Origin of the sequence: Klebsiella sp. 28, assembly GCF_018223905.1 — a bacterium.
In the GTDB taxonomy this organism is placed as follows: Bacteria; Pseudomonadota; Gammaproteobacteria; order Enterobacterales; family Enterobacteriaceae; genus Klebsiella; species Klebsiella pneumoniae.
Map to the genome: position 1 here is coordinate 1 of NZ_JAGRQY010000116.1, position 22,987 is coordinate 22,987.

Below are 22,987 nucleotides of genomic sequence, written 5' to 3' on the forward strand. Positions count from 1 at the left end.
TCAGTCGGCAGCGTCGAGTTAGCCACGGCGCCGTCCAGTTGGCCCTGCTGCTGGGTCAACGCATTGTTCAGATCGCCCTGAACTTCGATACGCTGCTGGCCCTGCGGCGCAACCGCTGCCTGGCCCTGCGTCGGGTTCGCGGCAATAGGCGGTACCGTTACGTCCTGCTGTGAGGTGCTGTTAGCGGCGGCAGTCTGGTCCTGGCCGGCAGCAGGCATGCTGGCGGACTGGTCGTCAGACAGATTAATGCTCTTCTCGCCGGAAGCGGTCTGCTGGCTGGAAGATGATGGCGATTTCAGTGCGGAACCGATGCCCACGATCAACAGCAGCAGCACCAGAATCCCCACACCCATCATGATGTACTGGCGGGAGGCCGGTTTGGCCGGCGCTTTTTTACGCTTGCGCGGACGACGCTCTACAGGCTGCTCTTCGAGCATCTCCTCGTCTTGCGCATCCAGTTCTTCTTCGAACTCTTCCTCTTCACGCTCGCGACGGGCCTTACCAGCGCGCGTCGGACGGCCTTCATCGGCATCAAGATCAACATCGTCAAAATTGATCTGCGGATCGGCATCACGCTCGGAAGACTGACGGGAACGACCAGCACGACGATCGTTGCGATCGGCTTTCATATCGTCTTCTGGTTTGAAATCATCCATTTAACACCCCACTAAAAGGCTTATGCTCACGATTATTGCACATCACCCGAAATGATAACGCCGCGCGAACGCGGCCAGACCTTCTTATTGTTGCGCCTGCTGAGTATCAGCAATCGCGCCAAGAACCACATCGTGCGGCACTCCGCCGCGCAGCTCGCTGCTTCCTATTGCGAGCGGGAGCACCAGCCGCATTTCGCCAGCCAGTACCTTTTTATCGCGCATCATATGGGGCAAATACGCCTGCGCACTCATTTCCTGCGGGCCGCGTACCGGTAAGCCTGCACGCTTGAGCAGCTCGATAATGCGCTGAGTATCCTGCGCGCGGAACTGCCCCAGCCGTTCGGACGTGCGTGCCGCCATCACCATACCTGCCGCCACCGCTTCGCCATGCAGCCAGTTACCGTAGCCCATTTCCGCTTCGATAGCATGGCCGAAGGTATGTCCAAGATTGAGTAAAGCACGTAACCCGGTTTCACGCTCGTCAGCTGCCACAACCTCCGCTTTCAGTTCACAGCAGCGGCGAATGCAGTACGCCATGGCGGTATCGTCCAGCGCCAGCAGCGCATCAATGTTGTTTTCCAGCCAGCTGAAGAATTCACCATCCAGGATCACCCCGTACTTGATGACCTCAGCCAGTCCGGAAGCGAGCTCGCGCTTCGGCAGAGTTTTCAGACAGTTAAGATCAACTACCACGGAAACCGGCTGCCAGAAGGCGCCAATCATGTTTTTGCCGAGAGGGTGGTTCACTGCGGTTTTGCCGCCGACCGACGAGTCGACCTGCGACAACAGGGTGGTAGGGACCTGGATGAAACGCACGCCGCGCTGATAGCTTGCCGCGGCGAAACCGGTTAAATCACCGATCACCCCCCCGCCAAGCGCCACCAGAGTGGTGTCGCGGCCATGTGGTTTTTGCAACAGCGCAGTAAACACGGTATCCATCACCGCCAGGCTTTTGTATTGCTCGCCGTCTGGCAGAATGACGCTGTCAACGTTGACCCCTGACTGCTCCAGCGCAGAGCGGACGGTATCCAGATAAAGCGGCGCCAGCGTTTCGTTGGTGACCAGCATAGCCTGGTCGCCCGACTTGAGTGGCAGGAAGGAAGCTGGATCGTTAAACAAACCAGCCGCGATGGTAATCGGGTAACTACGTTCCCCGAGGGTAACAGTAAGCCTCTCCATAACGCGACATCCACCTCAATGACTATTACTCTGACGCACTTTTATTAAGCCAGAATCAGTTGCTTTCCAGCATATGAATAATCTGGTTCGCGACGACTTTCGCACTCTGATCGTCTGTGCGGATAGTCACATCGGCGATCTCTTCATACAGCGGGTTACGCTCGTCAGCCAGCGCTTCCAGCACTTCACGAGGCGGCGCATCGACTTGTAGCAAAGGACGCTTTTTATCGCGCTGCGTACGGGCCAACTGCTTCTCGATCGTAGTTTCCAGGTAGACCACCACGCCGCGGGCGGAGAGACGGTTACGCGTTTCACGGGATTTTACAGAGCCGCCGCCAGTCGCCAGCACAATCCCCTGTTTTTCCGTCAACTCATTGATAATTTTCTCTTCACGGTCACGGAAGCCTTCTTCGCCTTCAACATCGAAGACCCAGCCCACATCAGCGCCAGTGCGTTTCTCAATCTCTTGATCAGAATCGTAAAATTCCATGTTGAGCTGTTGGGCTAACTGGCGCCCAATAGTGCTTTTGCCGGCACCCATAGGCCCAACCAGAAAGATATTGCGTTTCTCTGCCATTTTTTCGGTACTACTAAGACTATTCGTTAATGATAAACCCGCTTCGCAGACACCCAGCGCCGCAGGGCATGAACTGAAACCTCATATGCAATAGAGCGAGAGTCAGACTAAAAATTATCTCAATACTCCGGCTGGTTTGGCAACTGAATAAAATCGCCGGACAATAAAGGGAGGATTGATGTCGTACCCGACTCTCAAATCGGTACCCCTTGTATGCTAAATCCGTCCTCACGTCAAACACCTGAAACGTGTTTAGCATGAAAAACCTGCTTAACGTACTGCCAGAATCCGTGGCGTAATAAAGACAACCAGTTCGCGACGTTCATTATCTTTCCCGTCACGACGAAACAGACGTCCCAGTACCGGGATATCGCCAAGCAGCGGGACGCTGTCGCGGGCGGTTTTGTTTTTCTGCGAAAAGATGCCGCCCAACGCTAAAGTCTCGCCGCTGCGAACTTCCACCATGGTCTCTATCTCCTGCTTATCGATGGCCAGCGCTTCGCCGTTTTCCTGCTTAAGCACCTGGCCTGGCGTATTCTCGCTTATTCGCAGCTTAAGCCGCACTCTTCCCTGCTGCAGCACCGTCGGCGTGACCTCCATACCCAGCACCGCCTCTTTGAACTCCACCGAAGTGGCGCCGCTTTCGCCACTGGAAACCTGATAGGGGATCTCGCTTCCCTGCTTGATGCTGGCAGGCTGCATGTGGGAGGCCAATAAACGCGGGCTGGCAATAATTTCGACCTGCTGCTTGCGCTCCAGCGCGGATAGCTCCAGCTCAAGCAAGCGACCGTTGATCTTGCCGATGTTAAACCCTGCGCGGGTGCTGGCATCGTTTACCGATACATCGCTGCTTAGGGTGGTGATTTGCCCGGAGCCTGGCGGGCTTCCGGCTTCCGCAAGCCGCCACTTCACCCCCAGCTCACGAAGGCTGGTTTCGCTCATCGACACGATATGGGCGGCCAGCTCCACCTGGCCGACCGGCAGATCCATCTCCTGCGCCCAGGCCTTCAACGCCGGCAGGTGCCGGGCATCATCGCGGATCAGCAGCCGATTAGTCCGTTTGTCCGCCATCAGGTGTCCCCTGGCGCTGAGCAGCTTTCCGCCGCTTTTAGCCAGCTCCTCAGCGTCGGCAAAGTGCAGGGTCACGCTCTCCGCCTGCAGGGGCAGGTTCTGCAGGCGTTTCTCCTGTTCGGCTTCACGCTGCGCCTGAATTGCCTTTTGCCAGGCCTGAGTGTGCGCGTAGATGACCGTCCCCTGCTGTTGCAAAGAGAGACCCGCGCTATCCGCTACCGCCCGCAGCGCCTGGCTCCAGGGAACCTTCTGCAGACGCAGGGAGAGCGTGCCGCTGACGTCCGGCGCGACGACGAGATTCTTATGGTTCATTTCGGCCAGAGCTTGCAGCACCTGGGCCACTGGCGCATCGTCAATCACCAGCGAAACCGGTTTATCATTGCGGGCGGCGGGGGCCACCGCCAGCGGCAGCAGCAGAAGCAGCAGGCTTATCCATCGCATCATGTTGTTTCCCTTCACGTTGCCAGCGCCACGCTGGCGGTTCACATCCCGAAGACGTGACGATGTCCAGCTCACCGGCCGTCAGCCGGCTCACCCGCCAGCCCGTGGGCAATTGCTCATCCATGCGTACCCGTCGCCACTTTCCGTTCCCATCCTGCAGAAACCCCGTCCAGCCAGCATCATCCCCAACCGCCCCGCCATAGCGCCATTGCGAAAGCTGCGCCGTGCGGCAGGGATCCTCAACCGGCTGGAAAGGGTCACGCTCGGCCGCCAGCAGCGACAGCGGTAGCCACAGGAAGATCCAGCGTTTACCGCTCATCTTCCGCCTCCAGCAGCAGTCGCAGGCGGAGCGTCTGCGCCTCACGGCCCAGCGAAAACGAACGCGGATTCATCCCGCAGCGCGCCAGCCAGGAAAAAAGCGCGGGTACCGTTGACCAGGACAGGGTCAGCTCCATCTCGCCGCCGCTTCCCTGCGGACGCCAGGCGATAAGCTTCGCTCCGGAGAGCGGAATGGCTATGGGCGAAAATGACTGCGTGTCGATGCGCGCCCCGGGATTTTCCTCGCCGGGGATGCGCAGCGCCATGATCCGCCGCCACTGCGTTTGCAACGCCGCATCACGGGTTACCGCCGCCTGCGGCGGGCGCAGATCGCGCCAGAGCGCCACGCCGCCTCCCGACAGCCCCATTGCGAGCAGGATCGGCAGCCCCGTCCAGGCGCCCCGAAGGTTAATCCGCATCAGCGCGCGCTCCCGTCAGGGTAAAACTGAACTGCCAACGCCCCTCGGCGTCGCGCTGGGTCCCGCCGGCTTTTGCCGGCGCGAATCCCGCGACGCGAGTCAGCGCAGCCTCCACGCTGGTTAGCGCCTGCAGGTTAAGGGCCAGGCCGTCCAGCGTGAGGAGTACGCCCTGGTACTCCAGCCGCGTCAGCCACGCCTGCGCGGGCAGATCTGCCGCCAGCGCCTGCAGCCTGGGTTGCCATGCGGCGATCGCCGATCTGCGCTGGTACTGCTGGCGCTGCCGTTGATGCTGCTGCCACGCCTCACGCATCGCCTGCTCGCGCTGCTTAAGCGAGGCGAGCAGCTGCGCGTCGGCCGTCGTGTGAAGCGTCGCCAGGAAGTCGCGCTGCAGACGCGCCGTTCGGCTCACCAGCAGGCCCATCCCGCCCAGCAGCACAATGCCGATGGTTAACAACAGGACGTAGCGCAGGCGCTGGCGGCGACGCAGGTCGCGCCAGGGAAGAAGATTAACGACATGCGTCATGCCGCCCGCCTCCCAGCGCCAGCCCAAGGGCAATGGCGTAACGATCGCCATCGGCTGGCAGCGGGGGCTGCCGACGGTGAATCACTTGCCAGACATCAAAGCGACTGGCCTCATCGCCCGCGTCAATACACAGGCGCAGCGGAACCTGAAGCTGCCCCGCCAGCTGGCTTAAGGACCCGACATCAGCGCAGGCGTCACTGCCCCAGGCCTCACGGGTCGCCCACAGCCAGTGCTTTTCATCCCGCCACGCCAGGCCCTGGTCTGCCGCAGTCATCCAGGGGAAAAAGGCGCCGAGCGCACTGGCATCCGGTACGATGGCCGCCACCCGCAGCCGCAGCCGCCCTGCCAGCTCCCGCAGAACATTGATATCCAGCCGCTGCGCCGCCGTAACCTGCCAGCCGTCATCCCGCGAGGTGGGGGCATAATCAATACATAGCGCGGAGGCAGGCATTGCCAGCTGCTGGCTCATGGCGCTGGCTACCCACGTCGCCTGTTCCCGCTCCCGCAGGGCGAACTGGGGATACGGAAGACGCTTTTGCAGTGTGCGCACCGCGGGAAAGGCGATACTAACCTGATGCTGCGCCGGTAGCTCCCGCCGCCAGGCGGCCAGCCGCGAACCGAGTGCGCTGACGTCCGCCACCATTCCCTGACGTACCAGCCCCGTCGGCAATGGGATACGCCACCAGCGGCGCAGCGCCCAGTGTGAACGTTCATGCAATAGCGCGACAATGGCAATGCTATCCTGTTGGATATGCATTCCAAGCCGCCAGTTTCTGAAAGCCATGCTTACGATCTCCTTATCCGGCAAAACTGCCCGGCTATATCAATGCACCTGGCTTGCCTTTATACTACCGCGCGTTTGTTTATAAACTGCCCAAATAAAACTAAATGGGAAAACACCGGTGAAGTTCGTAAAGTATCTATTGATCCTTGCAGTCTGTTGCGTACTGCTGGGAGCAGGCTCGATTTTTGGCCTCTACAAATACATAGAGCCGCAACTCCCCGACGTCGCAACCCTGAAGGATGTGCGTTTGCAGATCCCGATGCAGGTCTATAGCGCCGACGGTGAGCTTATTGCGCAGTACGGCGAAAAGCGCCGTATCCCTGTGACGTTGCAGCAAATTCCCCCCGAGCTGGTGAAAGCGTTTATCGCCACCGAAGACAGCCGCTTCTATGAGCACCACGGCGTCGATCCGGTAGGTATTTTCCGCGCCGCCAGCGTGGCGATGTTTTCAGGCCACGCCTCCCAGGGCGCCAGCACCATCACCCAGCAGTTAGCGCGTAACTTCTTTCTCAGCCCCGAGAAGACGTTGATGCGTAAGATTAAAGAGGCCTTTCTGGCCATCCGCATCGAGCAGTTGCTGAATAAAGATGAAATCCTTGAGCTGTATCTGAACAAGATCTACCTCGGCTACCGCGCCTATGGCGTCGGCGCCGCGGCGCAGGTCTATTTTGGTAAACCTATCGACCAGCTGACCCTGAGTGAGATGGCGGTGATTGCCGGTCTGCCGAAAGCGCCTTCCACTTTTAACCCGCTCTATTCGATGGATCGCGCGACCGCCCGTCGCAACGTGGTGCTGTCGCGTATGCTGAGCGAAGGGTACATCACCCAGGCGCAATACGATGAGGCGCGCAGCGAACCCATCGACGCCAGCTATCACGCGCCGAAAATCGCCTTCTCCGCCCCTTACCTGAGTGAAATGGTGCGCCAGGAGATGGTGAATCGCTACGGCGAGCAGGCCTACGAAGACGGTTATCGGGTCTATACCACCATTACCCGCAAAAACCAGCAGGCGGCCCAGCAGGCGGTACGCAATAACGTGCTGGATTACGATATGCGTCACGGCTACCGCGGCCCGGCCAGCGTACTGTGGAAAGTCGGTGAAACGCCGTGGGAGACGAAGAAGATCGTCGATTCGCTGAAGCGTCAGTCTGGCTACGGTCCGCTTTTCCCGGCGGTGGTCACCTCCGCGAATGCCCAGGAGGCTGTCGCGCTGTTGGCTAACGGCGACTCCGTTTCGCTGACGATGGAGGGCGTGCGCTGGGCCCGTCGCTTTATCTCTGATACGCAGCAAGGGGCGACCCCGCGTAAAGTCAACGACGTTGTGCAGGCCGGGCAGCAGATCTGGGTACGCAAGGTGGGTGACAGCTGGTGGCTGTCCCAGCTCCCGGACGTCAACTCAGCGCTGGTCTCCATTAACCCGCAAAACGGCGCGATTATTGCCCTTGTCGGCGGGTTTGACTTTAACCAGAGCAAATTCAACCGCGCCACCCAGGCGCTGCGCCAGGTCGGTTCCAACATTAAACCGTTCCTCTATACCGCCGCGATGGATAAAGGCTTAACGCTGGCAAGTATGCTCAACGATGTGCCGATCTCGCGCTGGGATGCGGGCGCAGGTTCCGACTGGCGGCCGAAGAACTCGCCGCCGCAGTATGCCGGTCCGATTCGTTTACGCCAGGGCCTGGGGCAGTCGAAAAACGTGGTGATGGTGCGCGCTATGCGCGCCATGGGCGTAGACTACGCCGCCGAGTATCTGCAGCGCTTTGGCTTCCCGGCGCAGAACATTGTCCACACGGAATCGTTGGCGCTGGGCTCAGCCTCCTTTACGCCCCTGCAGGTCGCTCGCGGTTATTCGGTGATGGCCAACGGCGGCTTCCTGGTCAATCCTTTCTTTATCAGTAAGATTGAGAACGATCAGGGCGGGGTCCTCTTCGAGGAGCGTCCGAAAATTGCCTGTCCGCAGTGTGATTTACCGGTAATTTACGGCGATACGCCAAAATCCAACGTGCTGGAAAACAAGGATGTGGAAGATGTCGCCACCTCCGCGGAACCGCAGAATGGCAACGTGCCGCCGCAGCCGCAGCTGGAGCAGGCCAACCAGTCGCTGGTCGCGCAGAGCGGCGCACAGGAATACGCGCCGCATGTGATTAACACACCGCTGGCATTCCTGATCAAGAGCGCGCTGAACAGCAACATCTTTGGCGAGCCGGGCTGGATGGGCACCGGCTGGCGCGCCGGACGCGATCTGCAGCGGCATGACATCGGTGGGAAAACCGGGACCACCAACAGCTCGAAGGACGCCTGGTTCTCAGGCTACGGACCGGGCGTGGTGACCTCGGTTTGGATCGGCTTTGACGATCATCGTCGCGATCTTGGCCGGACCACCGCCTCCGGAGCGATTAAAGATCAGATCTCTGGCTATGAAGGCGGTGCCAAAAGCGCCCAGCCGGCCTGGGACAGCTTTATGAAGAGCGTGCTGGAAGGCGTTCCGGAAGAACCGTTAACTCCGCCGCCGGGTATCGTCACGGTGAATATCGACCGCAGCACCGGTCAGTTGGCGAACGGGGGCAATAGCCGGGCGGAGTACTTTATTGAAGGAACCCAGCCCACCCAGCAGGCAGTCCGTGAGGTGGGCACCACCCTGACTGACGGCGGCGGTGAAACCCACGAATTGTTCTGACAAAAAAAGCGCCTGCGGGCGCTTTTTTATTGCTGCTTAGCGTGGACGCTCGTTCAGAGTCGGCCCTGGGCCTGCAGCCATTCCCGCACTAAAAACAGCGCGCTGACGTTACGGGCCTCGTTAAAATCTTCTTCATCCAGCAGCGACATCAGCTGCGCCAGCGGCCAGCGCACCTGCGGTAGCGGCTCAGGTTCATCGCCCGGCAGTGACTCCGGATAGAGATCTTCCGCCACCATGATATTCATTTTGCTGGAGAAGTAGGAGGGGGCCATACTGAGCTTCTTCAAAAACGTCAGCTTATTGGCGCCATAGCCAACCTCTTCTTTCAGCTCGCGATTGGCCGCTTCATCCACGGTTTCACCTGGATCAATCAGCCCTTTGGAGAAGCCCAGCTCGTAGGACTCCGTCCCCACGGCATACTCACGAATCAAAATAATGTGATCATCCACAATCGGCACAATCATCACCGCTTCACGGGTGGAAGGCCGCATACGTTCATAAACGCGACGCACACCGTTGCTGAACTCCAGATCGACGCTTTCGACATTAAAGAGGCGCGAACGGGCGACAGTTTCAACATTGAGAATGGTGGGTTTTTGTAATGATTTGCTCATTGTCATCGGTCTATGCTGTGATTAAGCAGTCATTGTGCGATACGCAACACGCTTTCGGCAATCCAAATTGCTACTTATTTACAGAGTTGTAACCTTTTCCCTGCAGGGGAGAAAGTAATAAAGATAAAAAAGTCAATAGCTTGAATTCGCTTTGAGAATTTACCGATTTCTGCGCTTTAACGTTTTTGGTAAGCTTGTGCGCTGCTGCATGACATATTCACTACCCTGTAAGCAGGTGCGCCGCTAACACTGCAGCTTGACGTTAGTCTTCACGTTCACCGACGATTTCGTAAGAAAAAAATAACTTTGATGGGATGGGCATGGGCACCTTTCTGATATTCCTTACAGCTCTGCTAATCTGCGTATTGCTCATCGGATGGTGGTATCGCGCTCACGCCAGACGCCGCCGACTCCCCCTACTGCACGCCTTTAGCGACGCTACCACGCGGCAGCTTCCTGCGGATGAGCGCCAGGCTATTGAGAAGTATGTTGCCGAGTTGAGCCACGCCCAGCAGGTGCCGGCGTCCGGTGCGACCAGCGCGCCTGTCGCTCTGGCGCTGAACGAACAGAGTGATACCGTCTATGCGGTGACACGCGCCATCACCCGCTACGGGATCACCACCGACGCGCCGAATAAATGGCGCTATTTCCTCGATTCGGTTGAAGTTCATCTGCCGCCGTTCTGGGAACAGCATATCAACGATGAAAACAGCGTCGAGCTGATCCCCACCGACAGCCTGCCGCTGGTTATCACCCTTAACGGTCATAGCCTGAGCGACTATCGCCAGGAAGCGCAAAGCTACGCCCTGGAACGCGCTTCGGCCACCCAGGCCTCCATTCGCGGCGAAGAGAGCGAGCAGGTAGAGTTGCGGCAGATCCGTCGGGAAACGCCTGAAGAACACGCTCTGAATCGCCCGGACGGGCTGCGCGAAGCGATCCTGATCGTCGCCTCCTTTCTGTTCTTTTATTTCAGCCTGATTGGGCCAGCTGTCTTTACCCCCTGGCTGGTCGCCGCAGGTTTGTTGCTGCTCGCCGCCGGACTGTGGGGGATTTATGCCCCGCCGCGTCGCGCCGCGCTGCGCGAAATCCATTGCCTGCGGGGCGTCCCTAAGCGCTGGGGATTGTTTGGCGAAAACGATCAGGAGCAAATCAATAACATCTCGCTGGGCATTATCGATCTCATCTATCCGCGCCACTGGCAACCCTGGATTGCCCAGGACCTGGGGCAGCAGACCGATATTGATATCTATCTCAACCGCCACGTGGCCCGTCAGGGACGCTACCTGTCGCTTCATGATGAAGTGAAAAACTTCCCGCTGCAGTACTGGCTACGCAGCGCGATTATCGCCGCCGGCGCCCTGGTGGTGGTGATTATGCTGTGGGCCAGCGTACCGTTGAATATGCCGTTTAAGTTCACCCTGTCGTGGCTGAAGGGCGCGCAAACGATTGAAGCCACTACCGTCAGCCAGCTGGAAAAAGCCCATGTGCGCATTGGCGATACGCTGCGCCTGACCGGTACCGGGATGTGTAATATCCGCACGCCGGGCAGTTGGTCCGCCAAAGAGGATTCGCCGTTCCTGCCTTTCGATTGTTCACAGATTGTGTGGAACGACGCCCCTCCTCTGCCGCTGCCGGAGTCTGACATTGTCAGCAAAGCGACCGCCCTGATGCAGTCCGTCCAGCGCCAGCTGCACCCGGAAACCGACGATGATTCCCGCGTCAGCCCTGCCCTACGCTCCGCCATTCAGAAATCAGGCATGGTGCTACTGGATGATTTCGGCGATATCGTGCAGAAAACTAACGATCTCTGCTCGGCAAAGGATGATTGCCTGCGGCTGAAGAATGCGTTGGTCAATCTTGGCAATACCCGTAACTGGGAAACGTTAACCAAGCGCGCCACCGCCGGCAAGCTGGATGGCGTGAACGTGCTGCTGCGGCCGGTCAGCGCCGAGTCGCTGGAGAATCTGGTGACCACCTCAACCGCGCCCTTTGTGATACGCGAAACCTCGCGGGCCGCGCAGGCGCTGAACAGCCCGGCTCCCGGCGGTTTTCTTATCGCCAGCGATGAGGGCAGCGTACTGGTCAATCAGCCGTGGCCGGCGGTGAGTCTGTATGATTATCCGGCCCATGAGCAGTGGGGCGAACTGCGGCGGCTGGCCGGTATGCTCATGCATACCCCCTTCCATGCCGAAGGTATCGTTACCAACCTGTTTACTGACGCCAACGGCACGCAGCATATCAACCTGCATCGCATCCCCGACCGCAGCGGCCTGTGGCGTTATCTGGGCATCACCCTGCTGCTGCTGTCAATGGTGGGGTGCATGGCTTACCACGCCGTGCAGGCCCTGCGTCGTTATCAACGCCATCGTCAGCGTATGGAAGAGATTCAGAAATATTACGAAAGCTGCCTTAATCCGGTTTTGCTCCCCTCATCTGACTCGCAAGATTAATTTTCCCGGCGACAGGGTGTGATACCCTGTCGCCCATTTTCCGCTCGCTGGAGAGTCATCATGCACTTTGATATCGCCTGGCAGGAGGTCGATACCGTTCTGCTGGATATGGACGGCACGCTCCTGGACCTCGCCTTCGACAACTACTTCTGGCAAACGCTGGTGCCTGAAACCTGGGGGGCCGCCCGCGGCCTCAATTTGCAGGAGGCGAAAGAGGCCATGCGCCAGGAGTATCACGCCGTGCAGCATACGCTAAACTGGTACTGTCTGGATTACTGGAGCGAGCGCCTGGGTTTGGATATTTGTGCGATGACCAGCGAACAAGGTCCGCGCGCCACGCTGCGCGAGGATACCGTGCCGTTCCTTGATGCTCTCAAGGCCTGCGGTAAGCGACGCATTCTGTTGACCAATGCCCATCCCCACAATCTGGCGGTGAAGCTCAAACACACCGGCCTGGACGCGCACCTTGATTTATTACTTTCCACCCACACATTTGGTTATCCGAAAGAGGATCAGCGTCTGTGGCGCGCCGTGGCGGAGGAAACTGGCCTTGAGGCGCACAAAACGCTGTTTGTCGACGACAGCGAGGCGATACTGGATGCCGCGAGGGAGTTTGGCATTCGTTACTGCCTGGGTATTACCAATCCTGACTCCGGACTGGCGGAAAAGCAGTATCTGCGCCATCCGGGGCTGAATGATTACCGACGACTGATCCCTTCGCTTACCCCGAAGGAGAGGCGATGAAAGAGAAGCCCACCGAAACCGTCAGACTGGACAAATGGCTTTGGGCCGCCCGCTTTTACAAAACCCGCGCGCTGGCGCGGGAAATGATTGAAGGCGGCAAGGTGCATTACAACGGACAACGTAGCAAACCCGGAAAAATCGTCGAACTCGACGCCATGCTGACGCTGCGCCAGGGCAACGACGAGCGGACGGTGCGCATTATCGGCATTACCGAACAGCGCCGCCCGGCAAGCGAAGCCGTCAACCTGTATGAAGAGACGGCGGAGAGTATCGAGAAGCGTGAAAAAATGGCCCTGGCGCGCAAAATGAACGCCCTGACCATGCCGCACCCTGACAGACGTCCGGACAAGAAAGAGCGCCGCGACCTGATGAGATTTAAACACGGCGAGAGTGAATAACTCGCGCCAGAAAGAGAGATGATTATGACTCAACACGATCAATTACATCGTTATCTGTTTGAAAACTATGCCGTGCGCGGCGAGCTGGTGACGGTGTCGGAAACCCTGGAACAGATTCTGGCGAATCACACCTATCCCCAACCGGTCAAAACGGTGCTGGCGGAGCTGTTGGTCGCCACCAGTCTGCTGACCGCGACGCTGAAGTTTGCCGGCGACATTACCGTACAGCTGCAGGGGGATGGCCCTTTACAGCTGGCGGTGATCAACGGCAATAACCAGCAGCAGCTGCGCGGCGTCGCGCGCGTGCAGGGCGAGATTGCGGACGATGCGGATCTGAAAACGATGGTCGGCAACGGCTACCTGGTCATTACCATCTCTCCGGAAGAAGGTGAGCGCTATCAGGGCGTGGTCGGTCTGGAAGGCGATACGCTGGCCGCCTGCCTGGAAGATTATTTCCAGCGTTCAGAGCAGCTGCCGACGCGCCTTATCATCCGCACCGGCGATCATGAAGGCCAGCCGATGGCGGGCGGGATGCTGCTGCAGGTGATGCCGGCGCAGGATGCCCAGACTGCCGACTTCGAGCACCTGGCGACGCTTACCGAGACCATTAAGGCGGAAGAGCTGTTCACCCTGCCGGCAAATGATGTGCTGTGGCGTCTGTACCATGAAGAAGAAGTCACGGTCTACGACCCGCAGAGCGTGGAGTTCAAGTGCACCTGCTCCCGCGAACGCTGCGCCGGCGCGCTGAAGACACTGCCGGATGAAGAGATTGATAGCATCCTCGCCGACGAAGGCGAAATTGATATGCACTGCGACTACTGCGGTAACCACTATATCTTCAATGCCATGGACATCGCCGAGATCCGTAATAACGCCTCTCCGGCCGATCCGCAGGTTCATTAATCCCCGCATCTTTCTCAGGCACAGGGCGGCAATGTTGTTTGTCGCGTTGTGCCTGACTTTTAATTTATTCGCGAGTTGAATCGATTTTCCCTGAAAGAGTTACGTAATTTAATTTCAGGAAAGCGATTACATTCACATTTCGGCAGTTTTTTTAATTACTTTTTAACCATTGAGAAACATCTAACCCCACCATCCGCCCATTTCCTGAGATAATCCACTCCACTTCGTGACAGGAGTCACCGTTTTTATCGTCATTCTGAGGAATGTCGAGATACGTAAATCTATGAGCCTGGTCGCGGTCAATACCCGGCAATTAACCCTACAATTTACAGCAGTACATCTTGGCTAAGGAGCAGTGACATGCGCGTTAATCATGGTTTAACCCCGCAGGATCTCAAGGCTTATGGTATCAATGACGTCCAGGATATCGTCCACAACCCCAGCTACGACATGTTGTTTCAGGAAGAGCTCGACCCGAACCTGGAAGGCTACGAACGTGGCGTATTAACCACTCTGGGAGCTATCGCCGTCGACACGGGCATTTTTACCGGTCGTTCTCCGAAAGATAAGTATCTCGTGCGCGACGACACCACCCGCGACACCGTCTGGTGGTCCGATAAAGGCAAAGGTAAAAACGACAACAAGCCGCTTTCGCAGGAAACCTGGCAGCATCTGAAAGGGCTGGTGACCCAGCAACTGTCCGGTAAACGCCTGTTTATCGTCGACGCTTTCTGCGGCGCCAACGCCGATACCCGTCTCAGCGTACGTTTCATTACCGAAGTGGCCTGGCAGGCGCACTTCGTTAAAAACATGTTCATCCGTCCGAGCGATGAAGAGCTGGCTGAATTCGAGCCCGACTTCATCGTGATGAACGGCGCGAAATGCACCAATCCGCAGTGGAAAGAGCAGGGCCTCAATTCGGAAAACTTCGTCGCCTTCAACCTCACCGAGCGCATTCAGTTGATCGGCGGCACCTGGTACGGCGGCGAGATGAAGAAAGGGATGTTCTCGATCATGAACTACCTGCTGCCGCTGAAGGGCATCGCCTCCATGCACTGCTCAGCCAACGTCGGCGAGAAAGGCGATGTCGCCATTTTCTTCGGCCTCTCAGGCACCGGCAAAACCACCCTCTCCACCGACCCGAAACGCCGCCTGATTGGCGATGACGAACATGGCTGGGATGACGACGGCGTGTTTAACTTCGAAGGGGGCTGCTACGCCAAGACCATCAAACTCTCTGAAGCGGCCGAGCCGGATATCTATCACGCCATCCGCCGCAACGCCCTGCTGGAAAACGTGGTGGTACGCGCCGACGGCACGGTCGATTTCGATGACGGTTCAAAAACCGAAAATACCCGCGTCTCCTACCCCATCGACCACATCGACAACATTGTTAAGCCGGTGTCTAAAGCGGGTCACGCTACCAAAGTGATCTTCCTGACGGCCGATGCGTTCGGCGTCCTGCCGCCGGTCTCCCGCCTGACCGCCGACCAGACGCAGTACCATTTCCTGTCCGGGTTTACCGCCAAACTGGCCGGCACCGAGCGCGGCGTAACCGAACCCACGCCAACCTTCTCCGCCTGCTTCGGCGCCGCCTTCCTGTCGCTGCACCCGACGCAGTACGCCGAAGTGCTGGTCAAACGCATGCAGGCGGCTGGCGCGCAGGCTTATCTGGTCAATACCGGCTGGAACGGCACCGGCAAGCGCATCTCGATTAAAGATACCCGCGCGATCATCGACGCCATCCTCAATGGCTCGCTGGACAACGCGGAGACCTTTACCCTGCCGATGTTTAACCTGCAGATCCCGACGGCGCTCCCGGGCGTGGATACCCACATCCTCGATCCGCGCAGCACCTATGGTTCCCCGGAGCAGTGGCAGGAAAAAGCCGACCAGCTGGCGAAGCTGTTTATTGAGAATTTTGAGAAGTATACCGATACGCCAGCGGGCGCCGCGCTGGTGGCGGCAGGACCGCAGCGCTAACGGGCGCAAAGGTGAAAAAGCCGGGCTTGCCCGGCTTTTTATTGTGCAACATCCTGAGCAGCTAACCGCGGGCGCGATCAGCTCTCCCTGGCGGGTTTCATCGGCGCCAGCATCCGGTGCACCGGCAGCCAGGCGCGGATCAGTAACCCGCCGCGTTCGCTGGAGCCAATCTCCAGCCGGCCGTTGTGATTGTCGATAATACGCTGAACAATCGCCAACCCCAGCCCGGTGCCGCTGGTGCTGCGGGCGCTGTCGCCGCGTACAAACGGCTGAAACAGGTGCTCCCGCTGCTCAGGTTTAATCCCCGGTCCATCATCTTCTACCTGGAACCAGGCCCGGCTCGCTTCGCTGCCGCTGCTGACCTTGATCCAGCCATTGCCATAGCGGGCCGCGTTGACCACCATATTCGCCAGCGCGCGCTTGATAGACAGCGGGTGCATACGTACCGGAATCTCGCCGGCCTGCAGGGCGGTGGCGATTTCCCGCTCATAGCCACTCTCCGCAGCGATCACTTCCCCCAGCACCGCATTCAGATCCGCCAGCTCCATCGGCATCTCCTGCCCGGTGCGCAGATAGTCGATAAACTGCTCGATAATGGCGTTGCACTCTTCGATATCTTTGTTGATCGACTCCGCGAGATAGCCGTCCTGCTCGCCCATCATCTCGGTGGCCAGACGAATGCGGGTCAGCGGGGTTCGTAAATCATGACTGACCCCGGCCATCAGCAGCGTACGGTCATCAGCCAACTGCTTCACGCCCGCCGCCATATGGTTAAAGGCGCGCGTCACCGAACGCACTTCGGAGGCGCCATACTCGCGCAGCGGCGGCGGAATAATGCCGCGCCCGACCTGCAGCGCCGCGTGCTCCAGATCCACCAACGGGCGGTTCTGAATACGAATAAACAGCCAGGCGCCGCCTATCGCCAGCAGCATGATCGCCAGGGTATAGCGGAACAGCGGCGAGAAGTCGCCCTGATGGATCTCGGTCAGCGGCACCCGCACCCAGATATTGGGCGACAGCCAGGTCTTCAGCCACACCACAGGGGAGCTTTTATTGACCTCTACCCGCACCTCTGTGGGGCCACCAAGCTGATGGGCCATCTGCTGACTTAAGAATTCATAATGCTGCGCCCAGCGCAGGCCTGCGTCTTCCGCCGCTTCATTGGAATAGAGCGAAATCCCCAGCTCGCGATAAATTTCACGACGAAACGCCGGGGGCACCACCAGCTGGGTGCCATCCTCCAGCTGCAGTTTGTCGGTCATCAGCATACGCACTTCGTAGGCTAACACTTTATTAAACTGCTGGAGACTCGGCAGGATCGCGAAATTCAGTACCACCAGATAGGTCGTCACCAGGCTGACGAACAGCAAGGTGACGATCAGGAGCAGTGTGCGAGCAAAGGAGCTGCGCGGCGAAAAGCGCACGCGTTTCATGCCTTAGAACCGTCCGGGACGAAGACGTAGCCCAGACCCCAGACGGTCTGGATGTAGCGCGGATGCGCCGGGTCCTCTTCCACCATGCGGCGCAGGCGGGAGATCTGTACGTCGATGGAGCGCTCCATCGCAGAGTATTCGCGGCCGCGGGCGAGGTTCATCAGCTTATCGCGCGACAGCGGCTCACGGGGATGGCTCACCAGCGCCTTCAGGACCGCGAATTCGCCGCTGGTCAACGGCATCGGCTCGTCTTCACGGAACATCTCGCGGGTGCCTAAATTCAGTTTGAATTTACCAAAGGCGATAACCGCCTCTTCCTGCGACGGCGCGCCCGGCAGCTCGTTCGCCTGGCGGCGCAGCACCGCCCGGATGCGGGCCAGCAGTTCGCGCGGGTTAAACGGCTTCGGAATATAGTCGTCAGCCCCGATCTCCAGACCCACGATCCGATCGACCTCTTCGCCTTTCGCCGTCACCATAATGATCGGCATCGGGTTACTCTGGCTGCGCAGACGACGGCAGATAGAGAGACCATCTTCGCCCGGCAGCATCAGATCCAGCACCATCAGGTGGAAGGATTCACGGGTTAACAGACGATCCATCTGTTCGGCGTTCGCCACGCTACGAACCTGGAAGCCCTGCTCGGTCAGATAACGCTCGAGCAGCGCACGCAGGCGCATGTCGTCATCCACAACCAGAATCTTATAATTCTCTTGCATTGTTTGTACTCCCAAAGGTTCACTGCGATAGTCAGTGCGTATTCTCAAAAAAGCCCGGCGCGCTCACCAGCTAAATCTGGTATATATTCCAGGCTAAATTGTTACAAAGCATATTTAACAGCAGGTTAAGTATACATTTAATCATAAGACACAGTATTTATCCTGTCGGTATTATTACGCGCTACAAATTGTGCGCAACGACAGACAGTCAGAAGGTTGAACTCACGATGAAAACGCCGCTGATCACCCGCGAGGGATATGAAAAACTGAAGCAGGAGATGGACTACCTGTGGCGCCAGGAGCGTCCGGAAGTGACCAAAAAGGTGACCTGGGCCGCCAGCCTCGGCGACCGCAGCGAGAACGCGGACTACCAGTACAACAAAAAGCGCCTGCGGGAGATCGATCGCCGGGTCCGCTATCTGACCAAATGTCTGGAACAGTTGAAAATCGTCGATTACTCGCCGCAACAGGAAGGTAAAGTCTTCTTCGGCGCCTGGGTAGAGATTGAAAACGATGAAGGCGATATCAAGCGCTTTCGCATCGTCGGTTACGATGAAATTTTTGGCCGCAAAGACTATATCTCCATCGACTCGCCGATGGCGCGCGCACTGTTAAAAAAAGAGGTTGGCGATCTGGCCATCGTCAACACGCCGGCGGGCGAAGCCAGCTGGTATGTCAACGAGATCGAATACGTTAAATAGACAAGAACTTTCCGAGAGACGCCCGGCGCGGCTGGTATTTTTAGCCGTCAGTCCGTATAACTAGTCCCTGTTTTTTGACCCTAAAGATGAATTAAAAGCCATGATGAATGATTCGCTCTGCCGCATTATTGCGGGTGAACTTCAGGCCAGAGCCGAACAGGTAGAAGCTGCCGTTCGCCTGCTTGATGAAGGGAACACCGTGCCGTTTATTGCACGTTATCGTAAAGAAGTCACCGGCGGTCTGGATGACACGCAGCTGCGTAATCTGGAAACTCGCCTCGGCTATCTGCGCGAACTCGAAGACCGTCGTCAGGCGATCCTCAAATCCATCGCTGAACAGGGCAAACTGACCGACGCGCTGGAAAAAGCCATCAACACCACGCTCAGCAAAACCGAACTGGAAGATCTCTACCTGCCCTACAAGCCGAAGCGCCGTACACGCGGGCAGATCGCTATCGAAGCCGGGCTCGAACCGCTGGCTGACCTGCTGTGGAATGAACCGGCCCACGATCCGGAAGCGGAGGCCGCAAAATATATTGATGCCGATAAGGGCGTAGCCGACAGCAAAGCGGCCCTGGACGGCGCGCGCTATATTCTGATGGAGCGGTTTGCCGAAGACGCCGCGCTGCTGGCGAAGGTCCGTGACTATCTGTGGAAAAACGCCCACCTGGTCTCCACCGTCGTCAGCGGTAAAGAAGAGGAAGGCGCTAAATTCCGCGACTACTTCGATCACCATGAACCGATCGCCACCGTGCCGTCGCATCGCGCGCTGGCGATGTTCCGCGGTCGCAACGAAGGCGTCCTGCAGCTCTCTTTAAACGCTGACCCGCAGTTTGACGAGCCGCCGAAAGAGAGCCACGGCGAGCAAATTATTATCGACCATCTGGGCCTGCGCCTGAATAACGCCCCGGCGGACAGCTGGCGTAAAGGCGTCGTCAGCTGGACCTGGCGGATCAAAGTCCTGATGCATCTCGAAACCGAGCTGATGGGCACCGTGCGCGAACGCGCGGAGGACGAGGCAATCAACGTCTTCGCCCGCAACCTGCACGATCTGCTGATGGCCGCGCCCGCCGGGCTGCGCGCCACCATGGGACTCGATCCGGGCCTGCGCACCGGGGTGAAAGTGGCCGTCGTCGACGCCACCGGTAAACTGGTCGCTACCGATACCATCTATCCCCACACCGGCCAGGCCGCCAAAGCGGCCGTCGCCGTCGCCGCGCTGTGTGAGAAGTACAACGTTGAGCTGGTGGCCATCGGCAACGGTACCGCCTCGCGTGAAACCGAGCGTTTCTTCCTCGACGTGCAGAAACAGTTCCCGAAGGTCACCGCCCAGAAGGTGATCGTCAGTGAAGCCGGGGCTTCCGTTTACTCCGCCTCCGAGCTGGCGGCGCAGGAGTTTCCGGACCTCGACGTGTCGCTGCGCGGCGCGGTCTCCATCGCCCGCCGTCTGCAGGATCCCCTGGCCGAGCTGGTGAAAATCGACCCGAAATCCATTGGCGTCGGCCAGTATCAGCACGACGTCAGCCAGACCCAGCTGGCGCGTAAGCTGGACGCGGTGGTGGAAGACTGTGTGAACGCCGTCGGCGTTGACCTGAACACCGCCTCCGTTCCGCTGCTGACCCGCGTCGCCGGCCTGACCCGCATGATGGCGCAGAACATCGTCGCCTGGCGCGACGAGAATGGTCAGTTCCAGAACCGCCAGCAGCTGCTGAAAGTCAGCCGTCTGGGGCCGAAAGCCTTTGAACAGTGCGCGGGCTTCCTGCGTATCAACCACGGCGACAACCCGCTGGATGCCTCCACCGTTCACCCGGAAGCTTACCCGGTAGTCGAACGTATTCTGGCCGCCACCCAGCAGGCGCTGAAAGATCTGATGGGCAATAGCAGTGCGCTGCGCCACCTGAAGGCAGTGGACTTCACCGATGAGAAGTTTGGCGTCCCGACGGTCACCGACATTATCAAAGAGCTGGAAAAACCGGGCCGCGATCCGCGTCCGGAGTTTAAGACCGCGAAGTTCGCCGATGGTGTGGAGACCATGAATGACCTGCTGCCGGGAATGATTCTGGAAGGTGCCGTCACCAACGTCACCAACTTCGGCGCGTTTGTTGATATCGGCGTTCATCAGGACGGACTGGTACACATTTCGTCGCTTTCTGACCGGTTTGTTGAGGATCCGCACACCGTGGTGAAAGCGGGCGACATCGTCAAGGTCAAAGTGATGGAAGTCGATCTGCCGCGTAAGCGTATCGCCCTGACCATGCGTCTCGACGAGCAGCCGGGCGACAGCAACGCCCGCCGCGGCGGTGGTCAGGAGCGCCCGCAGGGAAATCGCCCGGCTGCGAAAGCCGCCAAACCCCGCGGTCGCGAGGCGCAGCCTGCCGGCAACAGCGCGATGATGGATGCCCTCGCCGCAGCGATGGGTAAAAAACGCTAAACTCTCCCTGCCCCTTTTTCAGGGGCAGTTTTTTTTCATGACCAGGCCATCGCCATCACGCGCAAAACAGCTTCAGTTGTTTCTGATAACCTGCTTTTATTCCACGCCTGAAAGGTAGCGAAATTAATATTTTCATTTCGTTAACTTCAGAAACCTTAATTAAACATTAGCTCGCCGAAATAATATTTCGCGCATTTTTGATTACAGGCTGACTTTGCGGCATATCAATAAAAAGGTGATTTTCACTTTAAAAATAGCCTGCAGCGCATCATATGTATTGATGATAAAAACCATTCTCATTATCATCGATTACAGAACGTTTTTTCTTTTTTCGTTGGCTACGGTCCCCGGCGCAACTGCCTCCAGGCGTCCGGAAAATTCTTCTTCGGTTAGCGATAGACAAGTAGGCCCTATGCAATTCACACCTGATAGTGCGTGGAAAATTACCGGTTTTTCTCGCGATATTAGCCCAGCATACCGTCAGAAACTGCTCTCCCTCGGCATGCTGCCCGGTTCCTCTTTTCATGTGGTTCGCGTGGCGCCGCTCGGCGATCCTGTTCATATTGAAACCCGACGCGTCAGTCTGGTATTACGCAAAAAAGATCTCGCCTTAATCGAACTGGAAGCGGTTGCACAATAACGGCTGGCCCGGCACAAGAGTCTGAAATATGCAAAAATTAACCGTTGGTTTAATTGGTAATCCTAATTCCGGCAAGACCACCTTATTTAATCAGCTGACCGGCGCTCGCCAGCGCGTGGGCAACTGGGCTGGGGTGACCGTTGAGCGTAAAGAGGGGATTTTCGCCACCACTGACCATCAGGTCACGCTGGTCGACCTCCCGGGAACCTACTCCCTGACCACCATCTCCTCGCAGACCTCGCTGGACGAGCAGATTGCCTGCCACTACATCCTGAGCGGCGACGCTGACATGCTGATTAACGTGGTCGATGCCTCCAACCTCGAGCGCAACCTCTATCTGACGCTGCAGCTGCTCGAGCTGGGGATCCCCTGCGTCGTCGCGCTGAACATGCTGGATATCGCCGAAAAGCAGAAGGTGCGGATCGATATCGACGCCCTCGCCGCCCGTCTCGGTTGCCCGGTCATTCCGCTGGTATCGACTCGCGGACGGGGGATCGAAGCGCTGAAGATCGCCCTCGACCGTCATCAGGCGAACAGCGATCTTGAGCTGGTCCACTATCCGCAGCCGCTGCTGCGCGAAGCTGACCTGCTGGCGCAGCAGATGTCAGCGCAGATCCCGACCCGGCAGCGGCGCTGGCTGGGTCTGCAGATGCTGGAGGGCGATATCTACAGCCGGGCCTATGCCGGCGACGCCGCCGATAAACTGGATATCGCCCTGGCGAATCTCAGCGACGAGATCGACGACCCGGCGCTGCACATCGCTGACGCGCGCTATCAGACCATCGCCGCCATTTGCGACGCCGTCAGCAATACCCTGACCGCCGAACCAAGCCGCTTCACCGCCGCGATGGACAAAGTGATCCTCAACCGCTTCCTCGGGTTGCCGATTTTTCTCTTTGTCATGTACTTGATGTTCCTGCTGGCGATCAACATCGGCGGCGCGCTGCAGCCGATTTTCGATGCCGGCTCGGTCGCGATCTTTGTGCATGGCATTCAATGGCTGGGTTACACCCTGCACTTCCCGGACTGGCTGACCGTGTTCCTCGCCCAGGGGATCGGCGGCGGTATCAACACCGTGCTGCCGCTGGTGCCGCAGATCGGCATGATGTATCTGTTTCTCTCCTTCCTTGAGGACTCCGGCTACATGGCGCGCGCCGCCTTTGTGATGGATCGCCTGATGCAAGCCCTCGGCCTGCCGGGGAAATCCTTCGTCCCGCTGATTGTCGGTTTTGGCTGCAACGTGCCGTCGGTGATGGGCGCCCGCACCCTTGACGCGCCGCGCGAGCGTCTGATGACCATTATGATGGCGCCGTTTATGTCCTGCGGCGC

At 58.4% G+C, this 22,987-nt stretch carries 21 protein-coding genes; 10 read left to right on the forward strand and 11 right to left on the reverse strand.

The features are described 5' to 3' along the window. The 8 genes from damX to KHQ28_RS19585 form a co-directional block, all read right to left on the reverse strand. The coding region (gene damX / locus KHQ28_RS19550) for a cell division protein DamX (RefSeq protein ID WP_211777655.1) at positions 1-656 on the reverse strand (656 nt) is incomplete at its 3' end. Positions 657-740: 84 nt separating this feature from the next. Then, positions 741-1,835, reverse strand: a complete 1,095-nt coding sequence (gene aroB, locus KHQ28_RS19555; RefSeq protein WP_004150047.1) for a 3-dehydroquinate synthase — start codon at positions 1,833-1,835, stop codon at positions 741-743. A 55-nt stretch (positions 1,836-1,890) separates the two neighbouring features. Beyond that, a complete protein-coding gene (gene aroK, locus KHQ28_RS19560; protein WP_002920267.1) occupies positions 1,891-2,412 on the reverse strand; it encodes a shikimate kinase AroK in 522 nt (173 codons plus the stop codon). A gap of 270 nt (positions 2,413-2,682) precedes the next feature. Further along, positions 2,683-3,927 (reverse strand): DNA uptake porin HofQ, encoded by a 1,245-nt coding sequence (gene hofQ / locus KHQ28_RS19565; protein ID WP_032418312.1) that lies wholly within the window; start codon positions 3,925-3,927, stop codon positions 2,683-2,685. Next, positions 3,860-4,243, reverse strand: coding sequence for a HofP DNA utilization family protein (locus tag KHQ28_RS19570; protein ID WP_004889465.1), 384 nt, complete (start codon positions 4,241-4,243; stop codon positions 3,860-3,862). Before KHQ28_RS19570 ends, hofQ begins: the two co-directional genes overlap by 68 nt. After that, positions 4,233-4,661: a hypothetical protein gene (locus KHQ28_RS19575; protein WP_004151403.1), complete on the reverse strand. Its 429-nt coding sequence runs from the start codon at positions 4,659-4,661 to the stop codon at positions 4,233-4,235. The genes KHQ28_RS19570 and KHQ28_RS19575 overlap by 11 nt, the downstream gene beginning before the upstream one ends. Beyond that, positions 4,651-5,184, reverse strand: a complete 534-nt coding sequence (locus KHQ28_RS19580; RefSeq protein ID WP_004174028.1) for a PilN domain-containing protein — start codon at positions 5,182-5,184, stop codon at positions 4,651-4,653. Before KHQ28_RS19580 ends, KHQ28_RS19575 begins: the two co-directional genes overlap by 11 nt. Beyond that, a complete protein-coding gene (locus KHQ28_RS19585; protein WP_004901059.1) occupies positions 5,168-5,968 on the reverse strand; it encodes a hypothetical protein in 801 nt (266 codons plus the stop codon). The genes KHQ28_RS19580 and KHQ28_RS19585 overlap by 17 nt, the downstream gene beginning before the upstream one ends. A gap of 118 nt (positions 5,969-6,086) precedes the next feature. On the opposite strand from KHQ28_RS19585, the gene mrcA reads away from it, so the two are divergent. After that, positions 6,087-8,645, forward strand: a complete 2,559-nt coding sequence (mrcA, locus tag KHQ28_RS19590; RefSeq protein WP_004185951.1) for a peptidoglycan glycosyltransferase/peptidoglycan DD-transpeptidase MrcA — start codon at positions 6,087-6,089, stop codon at positions 8,643-8,645. 53 nt (positions 8,646-8,698) lie between these two features. Here the strand turns inward: mrcA and nudE are convergent, their stop codons facing one another. Next, positions 8,699-9,259, reverse strand: coding sequence for an ADP compounds hydrolase NudE (gene nudE, locus KHQ28_RS19595; RefSeq protein WP_002920321.1), 561 nt, complete (start codon positions 9,257-9,259; stop codon positions 8,699-8,701). A 320-nt stretch (positions 9,260-9,579) separates the two neighbouring features. Here nudE and KHQ28_RS19600 point away from each other — a divergent pair, with 320 nt between their 5' ends. The 5 genes from KHQ28_RS19600 (at position 9,580) to pckA (ending at position 15,737) form a co-directional block, all read left to right on the forward strand. Next, on the forward strand, positions 9,580-11,709 hold the full coding sequence (locus KHQ28_RS19600) for an intracellular growth attenuator family protein (RefSeq protein WP_004174025.1): 2,130 nt from the start codon (positions 9,580-9,582) through the stop codon (positions 11,707-11,709). A 60-nt stretch (positions 11,710-11,769) separates the two neighbouring features. Then, entirely contained in the window at positions 11,770-12,453 is a 684-nt protein-coding gene (gene yrfG / locus KHQ28_RS19605; protein WP_002920324.1) for a GMP/IMP nucleotidase, read from the forward strand. Continuing rightward, positions 12,450-12,851: a ribosome-associated heat shock protein Hsp15 gene (gene hslR / locus KHQ28_RS19610; protein ID WP_002920326.1), complete on the forward strand. Its 402-nt coding sequence runs from the start codon at positions 12,450-12,452 to the stop codon at positions 12,849-12,851. Before yrfG ends, hslR begins: the two co-directional genes overlap by 4 nt. A gap of 18 nt (positions 12,852-12,869) precedes the next feature. After that, a complete protein-coding gene (hslO, locus tag KHQ28_RS19615; protein ID WP_004188324.1) occupies positions 12,870-13,754 on the forward strand; it encodes an Hsp33 family molecular chaperone HslO in 885 nt (294 codons plus the stop codon). Positions 13,755-14,114: 360 nt separating this feature from the next. After that, positions 14,115-15,737 carry a phosphoenolpyruvate carboxykinase (ATP) gene (gene pckA / locus KHQ28_RS19620; RefSeq protein ID WP_002920331.1) on the forward strand — a complete coding sequence of 541 codons (1,623 nt, stop codon included), beginning with the start codon at positions 14,115-14,117 and terminating at the stop codon, positions 15,735-15,737. A 77-nt stretch (positions 15,738-15,814) separates the two neighbouring features. On the opposite strand, the gene envZ is transcribed toward pckA, so the two are convergent. Both envZ and ompR read right to left on the reverse strand, forming a co-directional pair. After that, positions 15,815-17,170 (reverse strand): two-component system sensor histidine kinase EnvZ, encoded by a 1,356-nt coding sequence (gene envZ, locus KHQ28_RS19625; RefSeq protein ID WP_002920333.1) that lies wholly within the window; start codon positions 17,168-17,170, stop codon positions 15,815-15,817. Beyond that, positions 17,167-17,886: a two-component system response regulator OmpR gene (gene ompR / locus KHQ28_RS19630; protein ID WP_001157751.1), complete on the reverse strand. Its 720-nt coding sequence runs from the start codon at positions 17,884-17,886 to the stop codon at positions 17,167-17,169. Before ompR ends, envZ begins: the two co-directional genes overlap by 4 nt. A 227-nt stretch (positions 17,887-18,113) precedes the next feature. Between ompR and greB the strand changes: the two genes are divergently transcribed. From greB to feoB, 4 genes are all read left to right on the forward strand, one after another. Beyond that, complete coding sequence (greB, locus tag KHQ28_RS19635) at positions 18,114-18,587, forward strand: transcription elongation factor GreB (RefSeq protein WP_002920503.1); 474 nt, start codon at positions 18,114-18,116, stop codon at positions 18,585-18,587. 100 nt (positions 18,588-18,687) lie between these two features. Further along, positions 18,688-21,018, forward strand: coding sequence for a Tex family protein (locus KHQ28_RS19640; protein ID WP_004150056.1), 2,331 nt, complete (start codon positions 18,688-18,690; stop codon positions 21,016-21,018). A gap of 412 nt (positions 21,019-21,430) precedes the next feature. After that, a complete protein-coding gene (gene feoA, locus KHQ28_RS19645; RefSeq protein WP_002920506.1) occupies positions 21,431-21,658 on the forward strand; it encodes a ferrous iron transporter A in 228 nt (75 codons plus the stop codon). 28 nt (positions 21,659-21,686) lie between these two features. Beyond that, positions 21,687-22,987: Fe(2+) transporter permease subunit FeoB (feoB, locus tag KHQ28_RS19650; RefSeq protein ID WP_211777656.1), on the forward strand; the 1,301-nt coding region annotated here is incomplete at its 3' end.